Origin of the sequence: Methylobacterium sp. J-067, from assembly GCF_022829465.1 — a bacterium.
Lineage (GTDB): Bacteria > Pseudomonadota > Alphaproteobacteria > Rhizobiales > Beijerinckiaceae > Methylobacterium > Methylobacterium litchii.
Window position 1 is genome coordinate 44,594 of sequence record NZ_JAKSXZ010000092.1, and the last position, 19,307, is coordinate 63,900.

At 70.8% G+C, this 19,307-nt stretch carries 21 protein-coding genes; 13 read left to right on the forward strand and 8 right to left on the reverse strand.

From position 1 onward, the window contains the following. The 5 genes from pufM to MKK52_RS09335 are packed head-to-tail and all read left to right on the forward strand — an operon-like array spanning nucleotide 1 to nucleotide 4,170. Nucleotides 1–1,002, forward strand: coding sequence for a photosynthetic reaction center subunit M (pufM, locus tag MKK52_RS09315; protein ID WP_243953523.1), 1,002 nt, complete (start codon nucleotides 1–3; stop codon nucleotides 1,000–1,002). After that, nucleotides 999–2,093, forward strand: a complete 1,095-nt coding sequence (pufC, locus tag MKK52_RS09320; RefSeq protein ID WP_243953524.1) for a photosynthetic reaction center cytochrome PufC — start codon at nucleotides 999–1,001, stop codon at nucleotides 2,091–2,093. The genes pufM and pufC overlap by 4 nt, the downstream gene beginning before the upstream one ends. Continuing rightward, nucleotides 2,090–3,019 carry a photosynthetic reaction center subunit H gene (gene puhA / locus MKK52_RS09325; protein ID WP_243953525.1) on the forward strand — a complete coding sequence of 310 codons (930 nt, stop codon included), beginning with the start codon at nucleotides 2,090–2,092 and terminating at the stop codon, nucleotides 3,017–3,019. The genes pufC and puhA overlap by 4 nt, the downstream gene beginning before the upstream one ends. Beyond that, nucleotides 3,016–3,672 carry a photosynthetic complex putative assembly protein PuhB gene (gene puhB / locus MKK52_RS09330; RefSeq protein ID WP_243953526.1) on the forward strand — a complete coding sequence of 219 codons (657 nt, stop codon included), beginning with the start codon at nucleotides 3,016–3,018 and terminating at the stop codon, nucleotides 3,670–3,672. The genes puhA and puhB overlap by 4 nt, the downstream gene beginning before the upstream one ends. 12 nt (nucleotides 3,673–3,684) lie before the next feature. Next, entirely contained in the window at nucleotides 3,685–4,170 is a 486-nt protein-coding gene (locus tag MKK52_RS09335) for an HPP family protein (RefSeq protein WP_243953527.1), read from the forward strand. On the opposite strand, the gene MKK52_RS09340 is transcribed toward MKK52_RS09335, so the two are convergent. Genes MKK52_RS09340 through MKK52_RS09350 form a run of 3 tightly spaced genes read right to left on the reverse strand, consistent with a single transcriptional unit; the run spans nucleotide 4,167 to nucleotide 6,000 of the window. After that, the gene (locus tag MKK52_RS09340; RefSeq protein WP_243953528.1) at nucleotides 4,167–4,931 is read right to left on the reverse strand and encodes a Crp/Fnr family transcriptional regulator; all 765 of its coding nucleotides are present in this window, start codon (nucleotides 4,929–4,931) and stop codon (nucleotides 4,167–4,169) included. The two genes, MKK52_RS09335 and MKK52_RS09340, sit on opposite strands and share 4 nt — an antisense overlap. A 2-nt stretch (nucleotides 4,932–4,933) precedes the next feature. Continuing rightward, nucleotides 4,934–5,221 (reverse strand): DUF6894 family protein, encoded by a 288-nt coding sequence (locus MKK52_RS09345; protein WP_243953529.1) that lies wholly within the window; start codon nucleotides 5,219–5,221, stop codon nucleotides 4,934–4,936. A gap of 32 nt (nucleotides 5,222–5,253) precedes the next feature. Further along, a complete protein-coding gene (locus MKK52_RS09350; RefSeq protein WP_243953530.1) occupies nucleotides 5,254–6,000 on the reverse strand; it encodes a cobalamin-dependent protein in 747 nt (248 codons plus the stop codon). A 317-nt stretch (nucleotides 6,001–6,317) separates the two neighbouring features. Here MKK52_RS09350 and MKK52_RS09355 point away from each other — a divergent pair, with 317 nt between their 5' ends. Both MKK52_RS09355 and MKK52_RS09360 read left to right on the forward strand, forming a co-directional pair. Then, nucleotides 6,318–7,946: an inorganic phosphate transporter gene (locus MKK52_RS09355; RefSeq protein WP_243953531.1), complete on the forward strand. Its 1,629-nt coding sequence runs from the start codon at nucleotides 6,318–6,320 to the stop codon at nucleotides 7,944–7,946. Nucleotides 7,947–7,951: 5 nt separating this feature from the next. Continuing rightward, nucleotides 7,952–8,989 (forward strand): transporter, encoded by a 1,038-nt coding sequence (locus MKK52_RS09360; protein ID WP_243953532.1) that lies wholly within the window; start codon nucleotides 7,952–7,954, stop codon nucleotides 8,987–8,989. A gap of 9 nt (nucleotides 8,990–8,998) precedes the next feature. On the opposite strand, the gene MKK52_RS09365 is transcribed toward MKK52_RS09360, so the two are convergent. From MKK52_RS09365 to MKK52_RS09380, 4 genes are all read right to left on the reverse strand, one after another. After that, a complete protein-coding gene (locus MKK52_RS09365; RefSeq protein WP_243953533.1) occupies nucleotides 8,999–10,468 on the reverse strand; it encodes a carbohydrate porin in 1,470 nt (489 codons plus the stop codon). A gap of 136 nt (nucleotides 10,469–10,604) precedes the next feature. Continuing rightward, the gene (locus MKK52_RS09370) at nucleotides 10,605–11,954 is read right to left on the reverse strand and encodes a sensor histidine kinase (protein ID WP_243953534.1); all 1,350 of its coding nucleotides are present in this window, start codon (nucleotides 11,952–11,954) and stop codon (nucleotides 10,605–10,607) included. Beyond that, nucleotides 11,951–12,631 (reverse strand): response regulator transcription factor, encoded by a 681-nt coding sequence (locus MKK52_RS09375; RefSeq protein WP_243953535.1) that lies wholly within the window; start codon nucleotides 12,629–12,631, stop codon nucleotides 11,951–11,953. Before MKK52_RS09375 ends, MKK52_RS09370 begins: the two co-directional genes overlap by 4 nt. A gap of 21 nt (nucleotides 12,632–12,652) precedes the next feature. After that, entirely contained in the window at nucleotides 12,653–12,961 is a 309-nt protein-coding gene (locus tag MKK52_RS09380) for a PepSY domain-containing protein (RefSeq protein ID WP_243953536.1), read from the reverse strand. A gap of 118 nt (nucleotides 12,962–13,079) precedes the next feature. On the opposite strand from MKK52_RS09380, the gene MKK52_RS09385 reads away from it, so the two are divergent. The 4 genes from MKK52_RS09385 to MKK52_RS09400 all read left to right on the forward strand — a co-directional run bounded on the left by MKK52_RS09385 (nucleotide 13,080) and on the right by MKK52_RS09400 (nucleotide 17,436). Beyond that, nucleotides 13,080–13,658 (forward strand): thermonuclease family protein, encoded by a 579-nt coding sequence (locus MKK52_RS09385; protein ID WP_243953537.1) that lies wholly within the window; start codon nucleotides 13,080–13,082, stop codon nucleotides 13,656–13,658. 198 nt (nucleotides 13,659–13,856) lie between these two features. After that, nucleotides 13,857–15,536 (forward strand): methyl-accepting chemotaxis protein, encoded by a 1,680-nt coding sequence (locus tag MKK52_RS09390; protein WP_243953538.1) that lies wholly within the window; start codon nucleotides 13,857–13,859, stop codon nucleotides 15,534–15,536. A 211-nt stretch (nucleotides 15,537–15,747) separates the two neighbouring features. After that, nucleotides 15,748–16,917 carry a hypothetical protein gene (locus tag MKK52_RS09395; RefSeq protein WP_243953539.1) on the forward strand — a complete coding sequence of 390 codons (1,170 nt, stop codon included), beginning with the start codon at nucleotides 15,748–15,750 and terminating at the stop codon, nucleotides 16,915–16,917. Nucleotides 16,918–16,944: 27 nt separating this feature from the next. Then, a complete protein-coding gene (locus MKK52_RS09400) occupies nucleotides 16,945–17,436 on the forward strand; it encodes a hypothetical protein (protein WP_243953540.1) in 492 nt (163 codons plus the stop codon). A 108-nt stretch (nucleotides 17,437–17,544) separates the two neighbouring features. Here the strand turns inward: MKK52_RS09400 and MKK52_RS09405 are convergent, their stop codons facing one another. Continuing rightward, nucleotides 17,545–17,682, reverse strand: a complete 138-nt coding sequence (locus MKK52_RS09405; protein WP_243953541.1) for a hypothetical protein — start codon at nucleotides 17,680–17,682, stop codon at nucleotides 17,545–17,547. Between the two features lie 200 nt (nucleotides 17,683–17,882). Between MKK52_RS09405 and MKK52_RS09410 the strand changes: the two genes are divergently transcribed. After that, nucleotides 17,883–18,161, forward strand: coding sequence for a metal/formaldehyde-sensitive transcriptional repressor (locus MKK52_RS09410; RefSeq protein WP_243953542.1), 279 nt, complete (start codon nucleotides 17,883–17,885; stop codon nucleotides 18,159–18,161). Between the two features lie 14 nt (nucleotides 18,162–18,175). Then, nucleotides 18,176–19,306: a nickel/cobalt efflux transporter gene (locus MKK52_RS09415; RefSeq protein WP_243953543.1), complete on the forward strand. Its 1,131-nt coding sequence runs from the start codon at nucleotides 18,176–18,178 to the stop codon at nucleotides 19,304–19,306. Nucleotide 19,307: the final 1 nt, after the last annotated feature.

The window sequence follows — 19,307 nt, forward strand, 5'->3', positions numbered from 1 at the left end:
ATGCCGCAGTTCCACACCCTGTGGACGCATATCGAGCTGCGCGGCCCCGACGAGGCCGGCCCGCCGCTCCAGATCGGTTCGCCCGGCCGCATCGGAAAGCCGTTCCACTCGCAATGGCTCGGGCGCATCGGCGAGATGCAGGTGCTGCCGACCCATCTCGGGCCGACCGGGGTCGCTTCCCTGCTCTGCGGCTTCATCGCCATCGAGATCATCGGCCTGAACATGCTGGCCTCGGTGGATTGGAACCCCGTTCGGTTCATCCGGCTGCTGCCGTTCCTGTCCCTCGATCCGCCCCCGGCCAAGTACGGCCTCGACCCGTTCCCGCCGCTGCGCGAGGGCGGCTGGTGGCTGATGGCGGGGTTCTTCCTCACCGCCGCGATCCTGCTGTGGTGGGTGAAGATGTACCGCCGGGCGCGGGCGCTCGGCATGGGCACGCACATCCCGTGGTGCTTCGCCAGCGCGATCTGGCTCTACCTCGTGCTCGGCTTCATCCGTCCCATCGCCATGGGCTCATGGTCGGAGGCGGTGCCGTTCGGGGTGATCCCGCACCTGAACTGGACCGCGACGTTCTCGGTCCGCTACGGCAACATCTTCTACAACCCGTTCCACATGCTCTCGATCTCGTTCCTCTACGGATCGACGATGCTGTTCGCCATGCATGCCGGGACGATCCTGGCGGTGACGCCGCTCGGCGGCGAGCGCGAGACCCATCAGATCACCGACCGGGGCACGGCGGCCGAGCGCGCGGCCCTGTTCTGGCGGTGGACCATGGGATTCAACTCGAACTACGAGTCGATCCACCGCTGGCTCTACTGGTTCGCCACCCTCGTCACCCTGACCGGCGGCATCGGCATCCTCGCCACCGGGACGCTCGTCGACAACTGGTACCTGTGGGGCGTCAAGAACGGGCTCGCGCCGCAATACCGGCCGGCACCGGACCTGCCCGCCGCGCCGCCGGCGAAGGCGCTCAAGACCATGCAGGACAAGGTGCTCGGACGATGAGGATCGGCCCTCCCATCCTGGCGGTCGGCCTCGTCTGCGCCGGCCTGTTCACCCTGTTCGTGCCGACGTGGAACCTGCCGACGAAGGGCACCCAGACCGGCCCGAACGGGCCGTCCCTCGTGCAATACGCCCCGACGGGAAGCCCGCTGTTCCAGACCCGGAACGGCCCGCCCCCGGCCAATCCGACGCTGATCGAGGACACCCGCCCGGCGATGGAGGCGTACAAGAACGTCACCGTGCTGACCGACCTGAATGCCGGGCAGTTCATGCAATTGCAGCAGGCGATCACCAACTGGGTCGCCCCGCAGCAGGGCTGCGACTTCTGCCACGCGGGGGCCGATTTCGCCTCGGACGCGAAGCCGACCAAGGCGGCCGCGCGGGACATGATCAAGATGGTCCGCCACCTCAACGCGGACTGGACGGAGCATGTCGGCGCGGCCGGCGTGACCTGCTGGTCCTGCCACCGGGGCCAGCCGGTGCCGGCGGAGATCTGGTTCTCCCGCCCGCCCCATCCGCAGGGCGCCCACATGGACAAGCCGGAGAACTGGAACGAGTCCGGCGACAGCGTGCGCCAGTTCTTCCCGAATGCCGGCTATGAACTCTACTTGCTTCAGGACACGCCGGGCCTCGCCCAGTCCTACACGGCGCTGCCCAACGGGCAGGTGGCCGATCAGGTGGTGGTGAAGCGCCTCTACGAGGTGATGATGCAGATGTCGGCCGGCATGGGCGTCAACTGCACCTACTGCCACAACTCCCGCGCCTTCTACGATTGGGGTCAGAGCCTGCCCGCCCGCTGGACCGGCTATTCCGGCATCCAGATGGTCCGGGACATCAACCGCAACGTGCTGCTGCCCCTGGCGGTGCGGATGCCGCAGACCCGGGAGACGGCGGACGACCCCCACACGATCGTGCTGCCCGACCGGATGCGCGGTCCGCAGGAGGGCAACGGCTTCGTCCTGTGCGGCACCTGCCATTACGGGCTGCCGAAGCCCGCCGACCACGCACAGGAACTGCTCACGGTCTTCCCCGGCCTGAAGGGGCCCGGCCGCGAGCACGCCGCCTCCGCCGCCGACCAGGGAGGCCAGCCGTGAACGAGGGCGTCAGCCAGATCGCCGGATCCGCCGGCCACGGGATCGACCCGGCCACGGGCCTCATCGGCAGCACGACCGCCAGCGACGCGGTCGGGGCCTGGGGGTTCCACCTTGGGGCGGTGACGCAGCACATCGACGGCGTCGTCGTGCTGTTCTGGGCCTTCGCGCTCTTCTTCGGCACCCTGTGCTGGTACCTCCGCGCCGAGGACAAGCGCGAAGGCTATCCGATGGAGGACCCGACGCAGCCACCCCGCGCCCATCCCCTCGTCGGCTTCCCGCCGCCGCCCGCGCCCAAGACCTTCACCCTCCAGAAGGGCGGGACGGTCACCCTGCCGAACTTCATCTCACCCCCGGAGGTGCCGGCCCGCCATCTCCATCCGTTCCCCGGCTCGGCCTTCGTGCCGACCGGCGCCAACCCGATGCGCGACCCCATTGGCCCGGCCTCGTGGGTGCTGCGCGACGAGGAGCCCCTTCTGATGGAGGGCGAGAAGCTGCAACTCGTGCCCCTGCGCAAGGTCGGCGACGCATGGCACGTCCAAGGGGGCGATTCCGATCCGGTCGGGATGCCGGTGGTCGGGCGGGACGACAAGGTCGCCGGCCATGTCCGCGACCTGTGGGTGGACCGCGGCGCCAAGCTGCTGCGCTACCTCGAAGTCGAGCTGAACGACGGGCGCCGCCGGCTGATGCCGGTCTTCTTCGCCAACGTCAGCCCGAAGTTCCGCCGGGTGAAGACGCGCTCGATCTTCGCCGAGCAGTTCGCGGCGATTCCCGAACTGAAGGATCCCGACCGGATCACCGCCCGGGAGGAGGATCGGATCAGCGCCTACTTCGCCGGGGGCAAGATGTTCGCCGAGGGCGTGCGCCGAGGCGCGTTCGGCGGCGGGGCGGACGCCCGCGACGGGCTCGGCCGGAGACCCAGGGTATGACTATGCGCACGCCACACCGCGCCACTTCCCCCGGCGCTCCCCCGCGCCCCGTGGGCGTCCGCCTGGAGCCCGGCGAGCAGATCCTGTGGCAGGGCCGCCCGGAGGCGTCGGCCCTGCGCCGCCACCTCCTGAAGGGGCGCTGGCTCGCGGCCTACTTCGCCCTCCTGCTCGGGTGGAAACTCGCGCTCATCGTCGCTCTCCGGGGCCTGCGCCCCGAGGAGGTGTTCGACATAGCGGTGCTGATAGGGCAGGGCGCGGCCCTCATGGGGATCCTCGCCTACCTCGCCTGGGCGCTCGCCCGCAGCACGACCTACACCGTCACGAGCCTGCGCGTCGTGATCCGCCACGGCATCGCCCTCCAGGGCACGGTCGACATCCCCCTCCGGGCCATCCGCAGCGTCGCCGTGCGGATCCACGGCGACGGGACCGGGGACGTGGCCCTCGCCGTGAGGGACGGCGGCGGGGTCGGGTACAGCAAGCTCTGGCCGCATGTCCGCGGCCTGAGCCCGTCCGCGCCGGTACCGATGCTCCGGGGCCTTCGGGATGCCGCGCTCCTCGGGACCCGCCTCGCCCGGCGCCTCGACGGCCCCGCGCCCGCCCTGACCGCGCAGGACATCCGACCCAGGGCGACGCCGCACGCGACGGCGGCCTGACGGGAAGCAGCCATGACGACGGACCTCCTCCAGGCGCTCCTGGCGGCGCTGGTGCTCGGCCTCGTCGGCGCCGTCTCCCTCGCCGTGGGCGAGCCCCTGCTGGTGCCGAGCCTCGGGGCCGCGATCCTCCTGCAGGTCCACCTGCCGGACCTGCCGAGCGCGCGAGCCTGGAACACGGTCGTCGGCCAGCTCTGCGGCGTCGCCTGCGGTTTCGCGGCACTCTACGCGCTCGGGGCTGCGCATGACCCGAGCTTCAGCGGGATCCACCCCCTGACGGCCGGGCGGGTGGCCGCGACGATGGTCGCCGTGGCCGGGACCCTGCTGCTGCAGGCCCTCCTCGGTGCGGTCAACCCGGCCGGCGGCGCGACGGCGCTGATCCTCACCCTCGGCTCCGAGGCCGCCACCCTGGCCGGGGCGGTGCGCCTGACGACGGCCGTGCTGCTGGTGACCGCCCTGGGGGAAGGCGCGCGCCGGCTCTCCCTGATGCTTCGCCGCTAAGCCGAAGCCCGTTCGCCGGAGCGGCGCCGATCCTCGTCGAAATGCAGGTAGACGGGGTCGAACTCGGCCGTGGTCACGAGGCCGGGCCAGTCCCCGATGGTCAGGTTGCCGCCCTGGAGGACGATGCGGCACTGCGCCCGCAACGTCCGCAGAGACCGGTTGAAATGCACCGCCGTGACGCCGACGGCATCGGCGAGCTCCGCCTGCGTCGGCGGCAGCGGACAGCACAGATTGTCCGCGAGGCCCACGGCGCGCTGGCGCATGTACATCTCGCAGAACAGATGCGCCGTCCGGCCCAGGGACTGCCGTCGGCCGAGGGTCATGATCCGCTCTCGGTAGACCGAGGCATCGACCAGCGTGTCGCGCCAGAGCGCCGCCATGACCCCCGGACGGCCGACGACGAGGGCGCGCATCGCCTCGTGGGGGATGAAGGCCAGGGTGCAGGCGGTGAGGCTCGCCAGGGAATGGTCCATCACCGGCAGATAGAGATGCTGAAGGTCGGGGATATCCCCGGCGATGTAGAACGACAGGATCTGGCGGTCGCCCGCCACGGTGTAGCCGTAGCGATGCGCCCAGCCCTCCAGCACGAGGCAGCAATGGGCGGGCCGTTCCCCGACGGTGGCGACGTCCTCATGGGGGCCGACCTGCCGGATCGTGTGCGGCAGGGCGAGCACGGCCCGCCGCTCCTCGTCGTTGAGGCGGATGACGCTCTCGAGCTTGCGGAGGAGGGGCGTCAGGGTCTGGGGGTGGGGGCCCGCCACGGCTATGCCTCGGGCCGGCGCGACCACGCGGCCGTCAAGGTCAGGGTCACATCGAGCACGGAGGTTCCGGCCGCATCGCGGACGGCGACCGCGATCGTGTGCCGGTCGTGGAGGACGGCCTCTTCCGCCGCGATGCCCGTGAGCGTCCGCACCGCGATGGCCCGGACCTCGTCGAGGTCACGGCATTCCGCGCCCGTATCGTCCCGGTGCAGGCCGCCGTTCTCGATTTCGAAGAAGTAGCGGGCCACGGCGACGGTCTCGGGGCGGGAAGGTCCGGGCCAACCGGGCATGACCGGAATGGTTGCAGGTCGGCCGGGGCCATTCACGCGGCCGGTTGCACCGGCGACAGCAGGGCAGGGTCGGTGAGGCAGGCATCGGCGCCCCACAGGCCGGGCTCCGCGCCGCCCCGGGCGACGAGGGCGCCTCCGACGACGACGCGCAGCGCGGGATTGCGCGAGGCCCGGCGGATCACCGGCATCGCCCGCCGCAGGGCGGGCGAATGGGCGTCGCAGGCCAGGGAGAGGCCGAGGACGTCGTACCAGCCCGTCGCGAGGGCCGTCGTGAGGGCCGCCAGGGGATCGGCACCGGTCCCCGCGACCGTCGTCGTCGTCCAGCCCACATCGCGGAGCAGCCCGGCGACGTGGCAGAGGCCGTAGGTGTGGGTTTCCCCCGGCGCCCCGGCGAGGAGGATGCTGCGGCCGAGCCGTGCGCGGCCGCGCCCGACCTGGGGGCCGATCGCATCCCGCAGGACGGACTGGAGCCGTCCCATCGCCTCCGTCACGTCGAGGAAATCACAGAGATCATCTTCCCACATCACGCCGAGATCGCGCGCCACCGGAGCCAGCATCTCCGCGGCGAGGACGGGCCAAGGGGTCCCGCGAAGCGCCCGCCGCATGACCTCCGCCTGGAATCGAGCGGGCTCGTCGAGCAGGAGCCTCGCCAGCTTGCGCGAATCCTGATCGGCGGACTCGAGCTGTTCGCGATGGAGGCCGCGCAGCGTCGGCAGGATCTCGCGGTCGACGAGGCCCGAGAGGATCGCCGTCGATCGGGCGGGCGTGGGGCGCCTCATCCACCCGTGCGATTCTTCCGGAACTCCGCATATTCTTGCTGCGCCATGTCTCGATGACAGTCCTTGCCACCGGCTATCATCTTCTAAAAATGGCGTATGCATGGGAAGTATTAGTGCTCGATAGTGTGGCTAGACGCATTGATAAAAATCAAGCTCGCCTCACGCGGGTTCGGATGGCTCAGCGGTGAGGGATCCCGCGTCGCTCGTGTCGGGCCGTGATCGGCACGAACGGCACGGCGAAGCCATCCACAGCACGTCACCTGACCGTCACGAGCCGACTTTAATCCTTCGGAAACCGTGATTTTTTTGAGGTTGCTATGGCCGACGCCGCCCTTGCTCCGACCGGAGCGGTTGGACATTCGCCTGCGGGCAAGCCTCGCTTCGACCATGCCATGCATCCGGGGGGCGTGATCGCCTTCCTGCTCGTCCTGGTGGGGGGACTCGCCTACGCGGTCGTCAGCCTGGTCACCGACATGAACGCGGTCGGCGAGGCGCCGCTCGCCTACGGCGCCTTCGCCCTGCTGGGCCTCGCCCTGCTGATCGCCCTCGGCTTCGAGTTCGTGAACGGCTTCCACGACACCGCCAACGCGGTGGCCACGGTCATCTACACCCACTCCATGCCGCCCCTCGTCGCGGTGATCTGGTCGGGGACGTTCAACTTCCTCGGCGTGATGCTCTCCTCCGGCGCGGTGGCCTACGCCATCGTCACGCTGCTGCCGGTGGAGTTGATCCTCCAGGTCGGCTCGGGAGCGGGCTACGCGATGATCTTCGCGCTGTTGCTCGCGGCGATCATCTGGAACCTCGGCACCTGGGCGCTGGGCCTGCCGAACTCGTCGTCCCACGCACTGATCGGCTCGGTGCTCGGCGTCGGCCTCGCCAACCAGCTCATGGGCGGGCAGGACGGCACCTCCGGCGTCGATTGGAACCAGGCGTTCGGCGTGTTCAAGGCGCTCGCCTTCAGCCCGATCTGCGGCTTCGTGCTGGCCGCGCTGCTGCTGCTGGCCCTGAAGTTCACGGTGCGGCGCAAGGACCTCTACGAGGCGCCCAAGGGCGATGCCCCGCCGCCCCTGTGGATCCGCAGCCTGCTGATCCTGACCTGCACGCTGGTCTCCTTCTTCCACGGCGGCAACGACGGGCAGAAGGGCATGGGCCTCATCATGCTGATCCTGATCGGCGCCGCCCCCACCGCCTACGCCCTGAACCGCACCATGACCGCCGACGCCACGCCGGCCTTCGTGCAATCCTCGCAGGCCGCGAGCGGCGTCTTCGCGCCGCGGGCGAACGGCGCGGCCCAGCCGGATCCGGCCCAAGCCCGCAAGGTCGTCAGCGACGCGCTGAAGGCGAAGGAGCTCGATAAGCCGCCGGTCTACGCGGCGCTGGCCGCCCTCTCCACCGACATCGCCAAGGCCGTGCAGGGCTACGGCTCGATCCGGCAGGTCCCGGCGGCGGCGACCTCCAACGTCCGCAACGACATGTACCTCGCCTCGGACGCGATCCGCCTGCTGCCGAAGACCGGCGCCAGCTTCTCGGAGGCCGAGAGCAAGACCCTCAAGGGCTATACCGACCTGCTCAACGCCGGCACGCGCTACATCCCCGACTGGGTGAAGGTCTGCGTCGCCCTGGCTCTCGGCCTCGGCACGATGGTCGGCTGGAAGCGCATCGTCGTCACCGTCGGCGAGCGGATCGGCAAGACCCACCTCACCTACGCGCAGGGTGCGTCCGCCGAGATCGTCGCGGCGGGCACGATCGGGCTCGCCGAGCTCTACGGCCTGCCGGTCTCCACCACGCACATCCTGTCCTCGGGCGTCGCGGGGACGATGGCCGCCAACGGCTCCGGATTGCAGATCGCCACCGTGCGCAACATGGCGCTCGCCTGGGTGACGACGCTGCCGGCCGCCATCCTGATCGCCGGCACGCTGTTCTTCATCCTCCGCCACGTCTTTTGACGACCATGGAGGCCCTGGCCGGCGCGAGTCCCCGCCGCCTCTGCGACGAGCCGCCCCTGCCGGGGCTGCTCTGGGCGATGCGGTTCGATGAGACCGGCCGGGGTCATCCGGTGGACAGCGACGAGCCGCCGCTCCATCCGGGAGGCTTCGGCGAAGGCTTCACCTGGCTGCACTTCAACCTGAACGACGCGCGCCTGCCGGCCTTTGTCGCGGAGGGGCGCCTCGGCCCGCCGCATCTCGCGGCCGCGTCCTTCGCGAGCGATCCGCACCAGCGCATCGTCGTCGAGGCCGGTCACATCGGCGGCGTGGTCGCCGATCTCGTCCGCGAGGCCGGCGAGGGCCGCACCGTCGATGCGGGCGGGCGGCTGCACTTCGTGATGGGGCCGCGGCTCCTCGCCAGCGGCCGCCGCCATCCCGTGCTCGGGCCGGACCTCGCCCGGGACGCGGCGGCCCAGGGGCATTGCATCCTTGCGCCGGTCCACCTGCTGGAGGGGATCGTCGATCACGTCATCACCGCCATGGTCGGGACGGGCAGCCGCCTCGCGGACGAACTCGACGAGATCGAGGATCACATCCTCGACGAGCGCGTGCGCGGCGAGCGCCGCAGGCTCGGGCCGATCCGGCGGGATGCCGTGCGGCTTCACCGGCAATTGCTCGGCCTGCGGGCCGTCTTCCACCGCCTCGAAACCGCCGACGAGGACGTTCCGCCCGCCGCGACCGCTGCGGCCGCGCGGATCGCGCAGCGCCTCGATGCCCTGGACCGGGACATGGTGATGCTGGCCGACCGCAGCCGTCTGATGCAGGAGGAATTGTCCTCCTACCTCGCGCAGGCCTCGAACCGGCAGCTCTACACGCTGTCGGTGATGACCGCCCTGTTCCTACCCCCGACCCTCGTGACGGGTCTGTTCGGCATGAACACCAAGAGCCTGCCGCTCACCGAGGCCGAGGGGGGCTCCTTCGTGGCCATGGCCGTCGCCGGCCTCTCCGCGCTCGTGGCCTTCGGCGTGATCCGCGGCCTCGGCATCCGCCCCCCGCGGGATTGAACCACCCAATCAGTAGCGGGTGATGAAGCGCAGGCCGAACACCGTGGCGTTGCGCACCCGCTTGCCGTCCACATCGCGCGGGTTGGCGATCCCGCCGCCCGGATGGACGACGTATTGGACGATCGGCTGCAGGGCGATGCCGGGGGCGAGCACGGCCTGATAGGTCGCCTCCACCAGCGTCTCGGCGCTGCGGCGGGGGGTGGGCGCGTCACCCAGCACCGCGGCGATCGTGTCGAGGCGGCGCGCGGCGCGGGAGATCCGGGTGACGCCGACGGCGAGGCCCAGCGTATCGTCGGACCGGCCGGGGAACAGGCCGCGATAGGCGATGCCGGCGTCGAGATAGAGGTCCACGAGGTTGCGGTCGCCGGGGGAGGCGGAGGCGCGCAGGAAGACGCTGGCGCCGTCGTTGGGATCGTCCGGCTCCTGATAGATCGTCTGGTCGATCAACCCATAGAAACCGGAATCCCCCGAGACCCGTCGAGAGAGGCCGCTCGCCGGATCGGGCGTGAGGGCATCGACGCGGCCGAACCGGTGCCAGCCTCCAAGCGTCACGGTGCCCGGCCGGCCCGGGGCGCCGGGGCGGGTGTTGTAGGCGTAGGAGACCTCCCCGATGACGAGCGGCGGGTCGGAGACGGGGAAGCGGAGGCCGTTCGGGTTGCGGCGCTGCGGGTCGATTGCCGCACGCGGGTCGCCGCCGCCCGGCGTGCCGTCGATCAGGCTCGCCTGGAAGGACAGTTCCGGCGTCGGCACGTATTTCAGGCGCACGGCCGGTGCCGAGAGGGGATAGGCCGGGCCGCCATCCACCATGTTCGCCGCGAAGATCTCGGGCCAGCCGAACGTGCCGTTGCCGAACAGGATGCTGGTCTGGCTCACCATGTACTCGGTGTCGGCGGAGAGCTGGCCGATGCGCAGGAATAGCGTGTCGTCGAACAGGCTCTGCTCCAGCCAGATCTCCGACAGGCGCGAGGCGGGCAGGGCCTCGATCTCGCTTACGGTCATGAGGTTGCCGACCCGGCTGCGCGAGGTCCCGCTCCCCTGGATCTGGTAGAGCGTGGCGTGGGCCGTGGCTCCCTTCCAGCCGGCGAAGGTGTCGAGATCGACATCGACGTCGAGGTCGAGGAGCGTCAGGCCGGTGGGACCCCGCCGCAGGCCGCCGCGCAGGTTGCGGTAGGTCTCGGCCACCGCGATCAGCCCGAAGGTGATCCCGTGCCGTTCCAGGAAGGCGCGGTAGCCGCCGGGGTCGCCCGCCGGCCCCAGGAGCGGCTGGAACGAGGTGGTCACCTCCGCCGCGCGTCCCACCGAGAAGACCGGCTGGGCCACCGATGTCTGCGGATCGCCGCCCGCGCCGGTCGGCGCGCCGATGGCGATGCCCTCGGCGGCGACCCGGGCGGCCTCGGTCTGCGCGGCGGCGGGGCCGGGCTGAAGCCAGAGGCCAAGCGCGGTCAGCAAACAGAGGATGGTGCGGGACGCGGGACGCACCTCGATCTCCGGCCTGGGTGGGACGGGCGAGCAACGCCACAGCTTCATCACCGTTCGACGACAGGTCAGGCAGGCCGCGTGCCTCGCCGACACCGCCGCTTGGGCGGCCTGTCACCCGGGGCAGGGGCTGGTGACGTCAGCCGGCGTTCCAGAGCACCTGCACCTCCAGCCCCCCACCGGGCCCGACGCCAAACTCCATCCGCGCGCCCGCCGCCCCCGCCACGTCGCGGGCGATGGCCAACCCGAATCCGGTGCCCGGACGGCTTTCGTCCCAGCGTACCCCGCGCCCCAACCCCGCGAGCGCCGTCTGGCTCATCCCCGGCCCGTCGTCGCTGACGGACAGGCAGCCGCGTGACCCGTCCCCCGTGCCGGTCACACGAACGCGCCGATGAGCCCACTTCCGGGCGTTGTCGAGGAGGTTGCCCAACACCTCCATCAACTCACCCTCGTCGCCTGGATAGGTCAGCCCGGCCGGGATCGCGACATCCCAGCTCAGCGAGCCCCCCTCGGGCAGCCGCTGCATCGTCGCGATCAGCCGCTCGGCGACGGGCGACACCGCACAGACCCGTTTCTGCAGATTCGCCCGCTCCGTCAGGCGGGCGCGGGCCAGGGCGCGCTCGACCTGCCCGTTCATCGCCCGCGTCTGCTCCGCGATCTCCTCCGCCAGCACCGGCTCCGCGGCGGAGAGGCCGCGCCTCACGGCGTCGAGCACGGCCAGCGGCGTCTTCAGCCCGTGCGCCATGTCCGCCGCACCGGCGCGCGCCCGCACGAGGGCCCGTTCCTGGGCGTCGAGCAGCCGGTTGAGATCGGACACCAGCGGGCGCACCTCGTCGGGGAAGGCCTCGGGCAGCCGCTCCCGCGTTCCGGCATGGATCGCCGCGAGGTCGGCCCGGAGGGCGCGGAACGGCGCGAGCGCCCGGTGCACGAACACCGCCATCGCCAGGGTGAGGGCCCCGAACAGTGCCGCGAGCGAGGGCACCAGCAGGCTCAGGAACGTCGCCCGACTCGCGGCCAAGCTGCGCCGATCCTCGGCCACGGCGACCCGCAGGCGCGTCGCCGTCCCGCCGGCTCCGCCGATCTCGATGGACCGCGACAGGGCGATCAGCCGCCCCCCGTCCGGACCCGTCGCGTCGGAGACCGTCGCTGCATCCCCGCCGCGATCGTCGGGCAAGTCGAGCTGCTTGTCCCAGAGCGAGCGCGAGCGGAGCAGCTTCCGGTCCGGGGCCTCGATCTGCCAGTAGAGACCGCCATAGGGCGTCGCGAACCGGGGATCGGGGGGCTCGCGCGACAGGGTGGGGGCGCCGTCGGGGGCCAGCCCGACCCGTCCGACGAGGAGCTTGGCCGCGCGGTCGAGTTCGTCGGCGGTGCGCGCCTCCAGCACGCGGTCGAAGATGATCGTCAGTCCGAAGCCCGCCAGCAGCAGGGCGAGGCCGATCAACGCGGCGGCGGCGAGCCCGAGCCGCAGGCGCAGGGAATTTCCCCTCACGGGGTCGGTGCCTTCGGGTGATCCGCAGGCACGAGGTACCCCTGGCCGCGCCGGGTTTCGATCACCCCGGAACCGAGCTTGCGCCGCAGGCGCGTCAGCAGGGCTTCGAGGGCGTTGGCTTCGCGGTCGCTGCCCACCCCGTGCAGGTGGTCGAGGAGTTCGCCGGCCGGCACCACCTGTCCCTGGCGGTGCATGAGGAAACTGAGCAGGCGGTATTCCAATGCGGTCAGATCGACCTCGCGGCCGGCGACGCTGACGGCGCGGGTCCGGGTATCGAGCTCGACGGCCTGGGCGCGGAGGACCGGCGAGGCATGGCCTGCGGTGCGCCGCAGGATGGCGCGCAGGCGCGCGGTCAACTCCTCCATCCGGAACGGCTTGACGAGGTAATCGTCCGCGCCCGCATCGATGCCCTCGACGCGCTCGCGCCAGCCGTCACGGGCGGTGAGGATCAGGACGGGGATCGCCACGTCGGCCGCGCGCAGGCGGCGCAGGACGCCCAGGCCGTCGAGCCGGGGGAGGCCGAGATCGAGCACCATCGCGTCGTAGACCTCCGTGTCGGCGCGAAACCACGCGGCCTCGCCGTCGGCGACCACGTCGGCGACATAGCCGGCCCGTTCCAGGCCGTCCTTCACGTCCGCGGCGATGCGGGGCTCGTCCTCGACGATCAGCACCCGCACCGGACGGACTCCCCTGTGAGGTCAGTCATCGTCGTCCTCGTCGAGGATCTTGAGGGTGCGGGCTTCGACCTTCACGGTGCGGCGTTTGCCGTCCGCGTCCAGGATGCGCAGCTTATAGAGCCAGCGCCCGTCGTGACGCTTCAGGTCCACGGAGACGACGTCGCCGGGCACGGCTGTCCGGGCGGCCCGCAGGACCTCTTCGAGGGGCCGGATCTCGCCGCGTTCGAGGGCCCCCCGGGCCCGGTCGGCGTCGTCGTCCGCGCGCGACGGCGCGACCCCGGCGAGGCCGGAGCACAGGAGGGCGACGAGGAGGATTCGGCAGTGGGTCATGGGTCCAGGCGCTTTGGGACACTGAACCTGACGAGAGGCTGACAGGATCCGTCAGGGTGGCGGGTCTCGCATCCGGCAGAACGCTCCGCAGAAACCTCACTCGCGGAACTGACCAGCTATGTCCCTCATCCTCGGTATCCTCCTCACCGCCGCCGCCGCAATCGCCGGCACCCTCCTGTGCCCGTCGCCGCCGTCCTCGAACCGCCACCGGGTTCCCGGCCTCGCGCTGGCACTGGCCGCCGGCTTGGCTCTCGCCCTCGCCGGCAGGCCGGCCGAAGCCGGGGATCTGCTTCAGGGACGGGCCACGGTCGTCGACGGATCGACCCTCGTGGTCGGGGGCGTTCCCGTGACGCTCAGCGGGATCGTCGCCCCGGCCGCGAAGACGACCTGTTGGGATGCCCACGAGGCCCCCTACACCTGCGGACGCCGCGCCGCCGCCGAACTGACCGCGCATATCGGAACGGAAGGGCTGACCTGCGAGCGGTCGGGGCCTGCGGACGATCGATCGGCCGTGGCGGTCTGCCGGATGGGGGCCGAAGACCTCGGTGATTGGATGATCGCCCGTGGCTACGCGGTCCCCACCAGCGACGCGCCTGCGTCTTACAAGAAGGCGGCCGATCGTGCCTGGGGACAGCGTGTCGGCCTGTGGGCCGGGGTCTTCGACGATCCGACGAGCTGGCGACAGGCTGCCCGATAGGCCGGGGCATCGTGTCGCCACTGCCAAGTCGATCCGCAATGGACGCCGGGGAAGATCAAGCAAGGTCGGGTGAACGATCCCCGCAACGGAAGTAAAATCTACCGTTGCAGGGATATGTGCTCGGCTACACTTAACCCGCCGGCAACGCTTGGTCGCGCTCTTAGGCGTCGTCATCTCTCGGTTGCTTACGGACGCCCCATGCGCCTCACCCTTGGCCACAAGCTGACCGGCGTCGTGGGCCTGCTCGGCCTCGTCGCCATCGGCATCTCGGCCTTCGCCCTCCGCCAAGCCAAGGGCGAGAGGCGGCAGGCCGTCGCGACCGAGGCCACCTGGAACGCCAGCCTTCAGGCCAAGACGCTGGCGCAGGCGATCGAGCACGCCGTCGTCCAGGCCACCGCCATCTACATCGCCACCGACATCGACGAGGCCAAGACCCGGCTCTCCGCGCTTCAGGAGGCCCTGGCCGCGGTCGAGCAGGCCCGCGGCCCCTTCCTCGCGGCCATGGCTGAGCAGGTGTCGGCCGAGCGGAAGCGCAAGCTCGACCTCGCCGTGAAGGAGTTCATTGCCTACCAGACCGACACGGCCGAGATGGGCCTCACCCTGTCGCCCAAGGCCGCGCTGATCCAGGCCACCGACGAGGCCACGGTGAAGAACCGCGAGCGCATGGTGGCCGAGATCGGCACGCTCGGGCGCGAGACCCTGGCCCGTCTGGACGCCCAGCGCGCCGCCGCTGAAGAGGCCCGCCGCTGGACGACCCTGATGCTGCTCGCCGTCCCGGCCGTGGCGCTGATCCTTGGCCTCCTCGCCGCGTTCTGGATCATCTCCACGCAGGTTCGGCGCCCCCTCCATCGCCTCCGGGCGACGATGCTGGCGCTGGGGGCCAGCAGGCTTGAGGAGCGCGTGCCGTTCACCGGGCGTCGCGACGAGATCGGCGAGATGGCCCGCGCCATCGAAGGGTTCCGCACCTCCCTGATCGAGAAGCGCACGCTCGATGCCGACGCCGTGGCCCGCTCCGGCCGGGACGCGCTCAGGGCGGATGCCCTGGCCCAGGCGACGCACGCCTTCGAGGTCGAGACCGGACGCACGCTTGCGGACCTCGCCGGCGCGGCCGAGGCGATGCAGGGCGCGGCCGACACGGTGTCCGCCACCGCGCGGCGGACGACCGACGAAGCCGGCCGGGCCACCCTCGCCTCCGGGCAATCCGTGGAAGTCGTCAACAGCATCGCCGGCGCCGCCGAGGAGCTGTCCAGCTCCGCCCGGGCGATCGAGGAGCAGGTGCGCTATACCAGCGACATCGCGGGCACCGCCCTTTCCGACGCGCAGGCCCTCGAAGGGACGGTGGCCGGACTGGCGAGGGCGGCCACCGAGATCGAGGCCGTGGTCTCCCTCATCCGCAGCGTCGCGGAGCAGACCAACCTGCTTGCCCTGAACGCGACGATCGAGGCGGCGCGGGCCGGATCGGCCGGCAAGGGGTTCGCCGTCGTCGCCGCCGAGGTCAAGGCGCTCGCGGGGCAGACCGCCTCGGCGACGGATCGCATCACCGCGCAGGTGGCGGCGATCCAGGCCGCCGCCGATGGGACGGTCGAGGGCATCGGGGCGATCGGACAGACCATCGCGAAGATGAGCGACGCCGCCTCCACGGTGGCCGCCGCCGCCGAGCAGCAGGGCCAAGCCAGCCAGGAGATCGCCCAGGCGATCGCGAACGCGGCGGCCGAGGCCCGCACGATCTCGGGCAGCATCGGCAGCGTTCGCGAGGCGGCCGCCTCGAACGAGACGCAGGCCGGGACGGTGTGGGACGGGGCCAATCACGTCGCGGCCAGCGCAAACAACATGCGGTCCGCGATCGAGACTTTCCTCCACCGCGTCCATGCGGCGTGAAACCGTGAAGGGGGCGCCGTCGTCCCGACGGAAAACCGCGCCCGTGGGTCTTGTCCGCAGGCCAAGAATTCCCTAGCCCTCACCCGGGTATCCATACTTTTCGTTGCAAGCTTCGTTCTAAGTCAACGCAGCGTCATGGACGACTGCGCAACTGACCGTGGCGCACCCGCTTCACCGGACGGGCACCGTGCCCCGTCGGAGACCGTCCGCCATGCCCTTGCTTCGCCGGCACGTCTTACGGATCTCGTCTCTCGCGGTCCTCGTCGCGGCGGCGGCTCCCCCTCCAGCCTCCGCGCAGACCGTCTCCGAGATGGCCGCCCGCATGGATGCGATGCAGCGCCAGATGCAGGCGATGCAGCAGGAACTCGCGGCGCTCCGACGGCAGGCCGGGACCCAGAAGCAGGCCCTCGCGGGCGAGGCGCGGGAGCGCCGCACCCTGTCTCGCGAGCAGGGACGCTTGGCCGAGCGGCAGTCGCGGCAGCAGCAGGTCGCGCAGGCCGGCGGCCCCGGCGGGGCGCGGCCGGCGCCGAGCGAGCACACGCCGGCGATCCTGGCCAACGACCTCGTGTGCAATTCCGGCAGCTACGCCCTCGGATCGGCGATCTGCTTCACACCCGGCGGCTTCGTCGAGTTGGCGGGGTTCTACCGGAGCGCCAACACCGTCTCGGACGTCGCGACGGATTTCAACGGCATCCCCTTCCGCAACAGCCCACAATCGCGGGAGGGCGAGTTCCGCCTCTCCGCCCGCCAGAGCCGGCTCTCCGGCCTGTTCACCGCGCGCGTCGAACCGACGCTCCAAATCTCCGGCTACTATGAGATCGACTTCCTGGCGGCGGGCGTCACCTCGAATTCCCGCGAGAGCAACAGCTACGTCCCGCGCATCCGCCAGATCTTCACCACCGTCGATTCCCTCGATACCGGCTGGCACGTCCTGGCGGGGCAGGCCTGGAGCCTGATCACCACCGATCTCTCGGGGATCACGCCCCTCAAGGAGCAGATCCCCCTCACCATCGACGCCCAGTACGTGCCGGGCTTCAACTGGACCCGCAACCCGCAGATCCGGGTGGTGAAGGACATCGCGCCGGGCCTGTGGGCGGGCCTCTCGGTCGAGTCGCCCCAGAGCGTCCTGCCGCCGAGCCCCTTCGCGGCGCCCGGGACCGTCAACGTCAACAACAACGGCGACGCGGCTGGGCTGCTGAACAACGCGACGACCTACTCGAACAACAGCATCCCCGACATCGCCGGCAAGCTCGCCGTCGAGCCGGGCTTCGGCCATTACGAAGTGAAGGGGCTGGTACGCTTCTTCGACGACCGGATCGCGCCCGGCACGCTGACCGGCGGGCTTCGCACCGCGGGCCGCTCCGAGACGGCGGTCGGCTAAGGCGTCGGCGGCGCGGCGACCCTGCCGGTGATCGACAAGCGCCTCGACCTCCAGGTCAGCGGCCTCGTCGGCGAGGGGATCGGCCGCTACGGCTCGGCGCAGCTCCCGGACTTCGCCCTGCGCGCCGACGGCTCCATCGCGCCGATTCCGGTGTTCCAGCTGCTGGCGGGCGGCGTCTACCACGTCCAGTCCGGGACCGACGTCTATCTCTATGCCGGCTGGGAGCATGCCACCCGGACGGGCGCGCTCAACACCACGGGGTACGGCTCCCCGACCCTGGTCGTCACCGGCTGCGACGTCGAGGGCGCCGCGAGTGGAAGCTGCCAAGCCGAGACCCGCGACATCCGCCAGATCACCGGCGGCTTCTGGCATGACCTCTACAAGGGTGCCTATGGTCGCCTCGTCGCCGGCGCGCAGGTCTCCTACACCGAACGCGACGCCTTCCGCGGGGCGCAGGGCGTCCAGCCCACGACGCACCTCGTCACCGGCCTGACCTCATTGCGCTACTACCCGTTCTGAGCCACCGGCCTGGCGATCGCCTTGCCTGGACGATACCCGAAGTCGCCCTGGAATTCCTGGGCCTTGGCCGAAGCTCGGCCTTCGCGTTCCTGATCCCTCCCGCCACGGTTACCGGGAACTTGGGACCGAGGGGCGCCGTCGGAAAAGCCCCCGCAGGATTCGGAACGGCAGGAACGCCAGCTTCAGAACGGCCCGGGCGAGCAGGACCGCCATCACCGCGAGGATGGCCAGTGCCGTGTTGAGCATCGGGGCGTTCCCTGCCGGGGTTGATCGCCCGAATTGGACCTGGACCGACGGCAAGGCCCCATACGCCACGAACACGGCGATACGGAGGACGATCGGTCGACCTTCTTGCGTTACCTTGTCAGCTGGCCCGGAGCGTCACTCAGGGCTCGACAGAAATAGGGTACCCCCCTATATAATGTGCGGCAAGGGTGAACCGTCCGATGGCCCATACGATCAAGGACAAGACCAAGCTCCTGGCGCGGGTGCGCCGGATCAAGGGACAGGCGGAGGCCGTCGAGCGCGCCTTGGAGGCGGAGATCGGCTGCTCCGACGTCCTGATGCTGGTCGCCTCGATGCGCGGGGCCATCAACGGCCTGACCGCCGAGCTGATGGAAGACCACATCCGCCACCACGTCGTGAATCCGGACGCCGAGCCGGACGCCGAGCGCGCCCGGGGAGCCGCCGAGTTGATCGAGGTGGTGCGGACCTACCTCAAATAACGCAGGCCGCACCCATGACCGCACTGCCCGACCTGCTCCGGGAGGGGACCGCGCACGCTTGGCTTTTCGTGCCGACCGCCATCCTCCTCGGCGCCCTGCACGGGATGGAGCCCGGTCACTCCAAGACGATGATGGCCGCCTTCATCATCGCCGTGCGGGGGAGCGTGAAACAGGCGGTCCTGCTCGGGCTCGCGGCCACGCTCTCGCACACGGCGGTGGTGTGGGTCATCGCCCTGGGCGGCCGGTACCTCGGGCAGGAATGGGGGACGGAGGCGACCGAACCGTACTTCCAGCTCGCCTCCGCCGTGATCATCGTCGGCATCGCCCTCTGGATGGCATGGCGGACGTGGCGCGAGCAGCACCACCCGCACGACCATGATCATGACCATCATCATCACGACGAGGCGCATCGTATCGCGACGCAGGACGGGACCTTGACGCTGGAGGTGTTCGAGGACGGCGTGCCGCCCCGTTGGCGCGTCCGCGGCGAGCATGGACGGCTGCCAGCCGCTTCGGCGCTGACCGTGGAGACCCTGCGCCCCGACGGCGCCCGGCAGACCTTCGGGTTCGCGCGCAATGGCGACCATCTGGAAAGCCGCGACGAGATCCCGGAGCCGCATGCCTTTAGGGCGCGGCTTCGCATCGACGTCCCGGGCGGGATGGAATCGCACGAGATCGCGTTCGAGGAGCACGACCACGCTCACATGAACCTTGGCGACGAGGACGACGCGCATGCCCGCGCCCATGCCGACGAGATCCGGCGACGCTTCGCGGGCCGCAGCGTCACCACGGGCCAGATCGTCATGTTCGGCCTGACCGGCGGGCTCATCCCGTGCCCGGCCGCGATCACCGTGCTGCTGCTCTGCATTCAGCTGAAGCAACTGAGCCTCGGCTTCGCACTGGTGGTGTGCTTCAGCATCGGCCTCGCGCTGACCATGGTCTCGGCGGGCGTGCTGGCGGCGCTCAGCGTCAAGCACGTCGCCTCCCGCTGGTCGGGGTTCGGCGCCTTCGCCCGGCGGGCCCCCTATGCCTCGGCCGCGTTGATCGTGATGGTTGGCGTCTATACCGGCTGGCTGGGCTGGCAGGGCATCGACCGGCACCCGGCCGATCATGCCGCCGGCGCGGCTCCGTCCCGGCAGGGCTGAG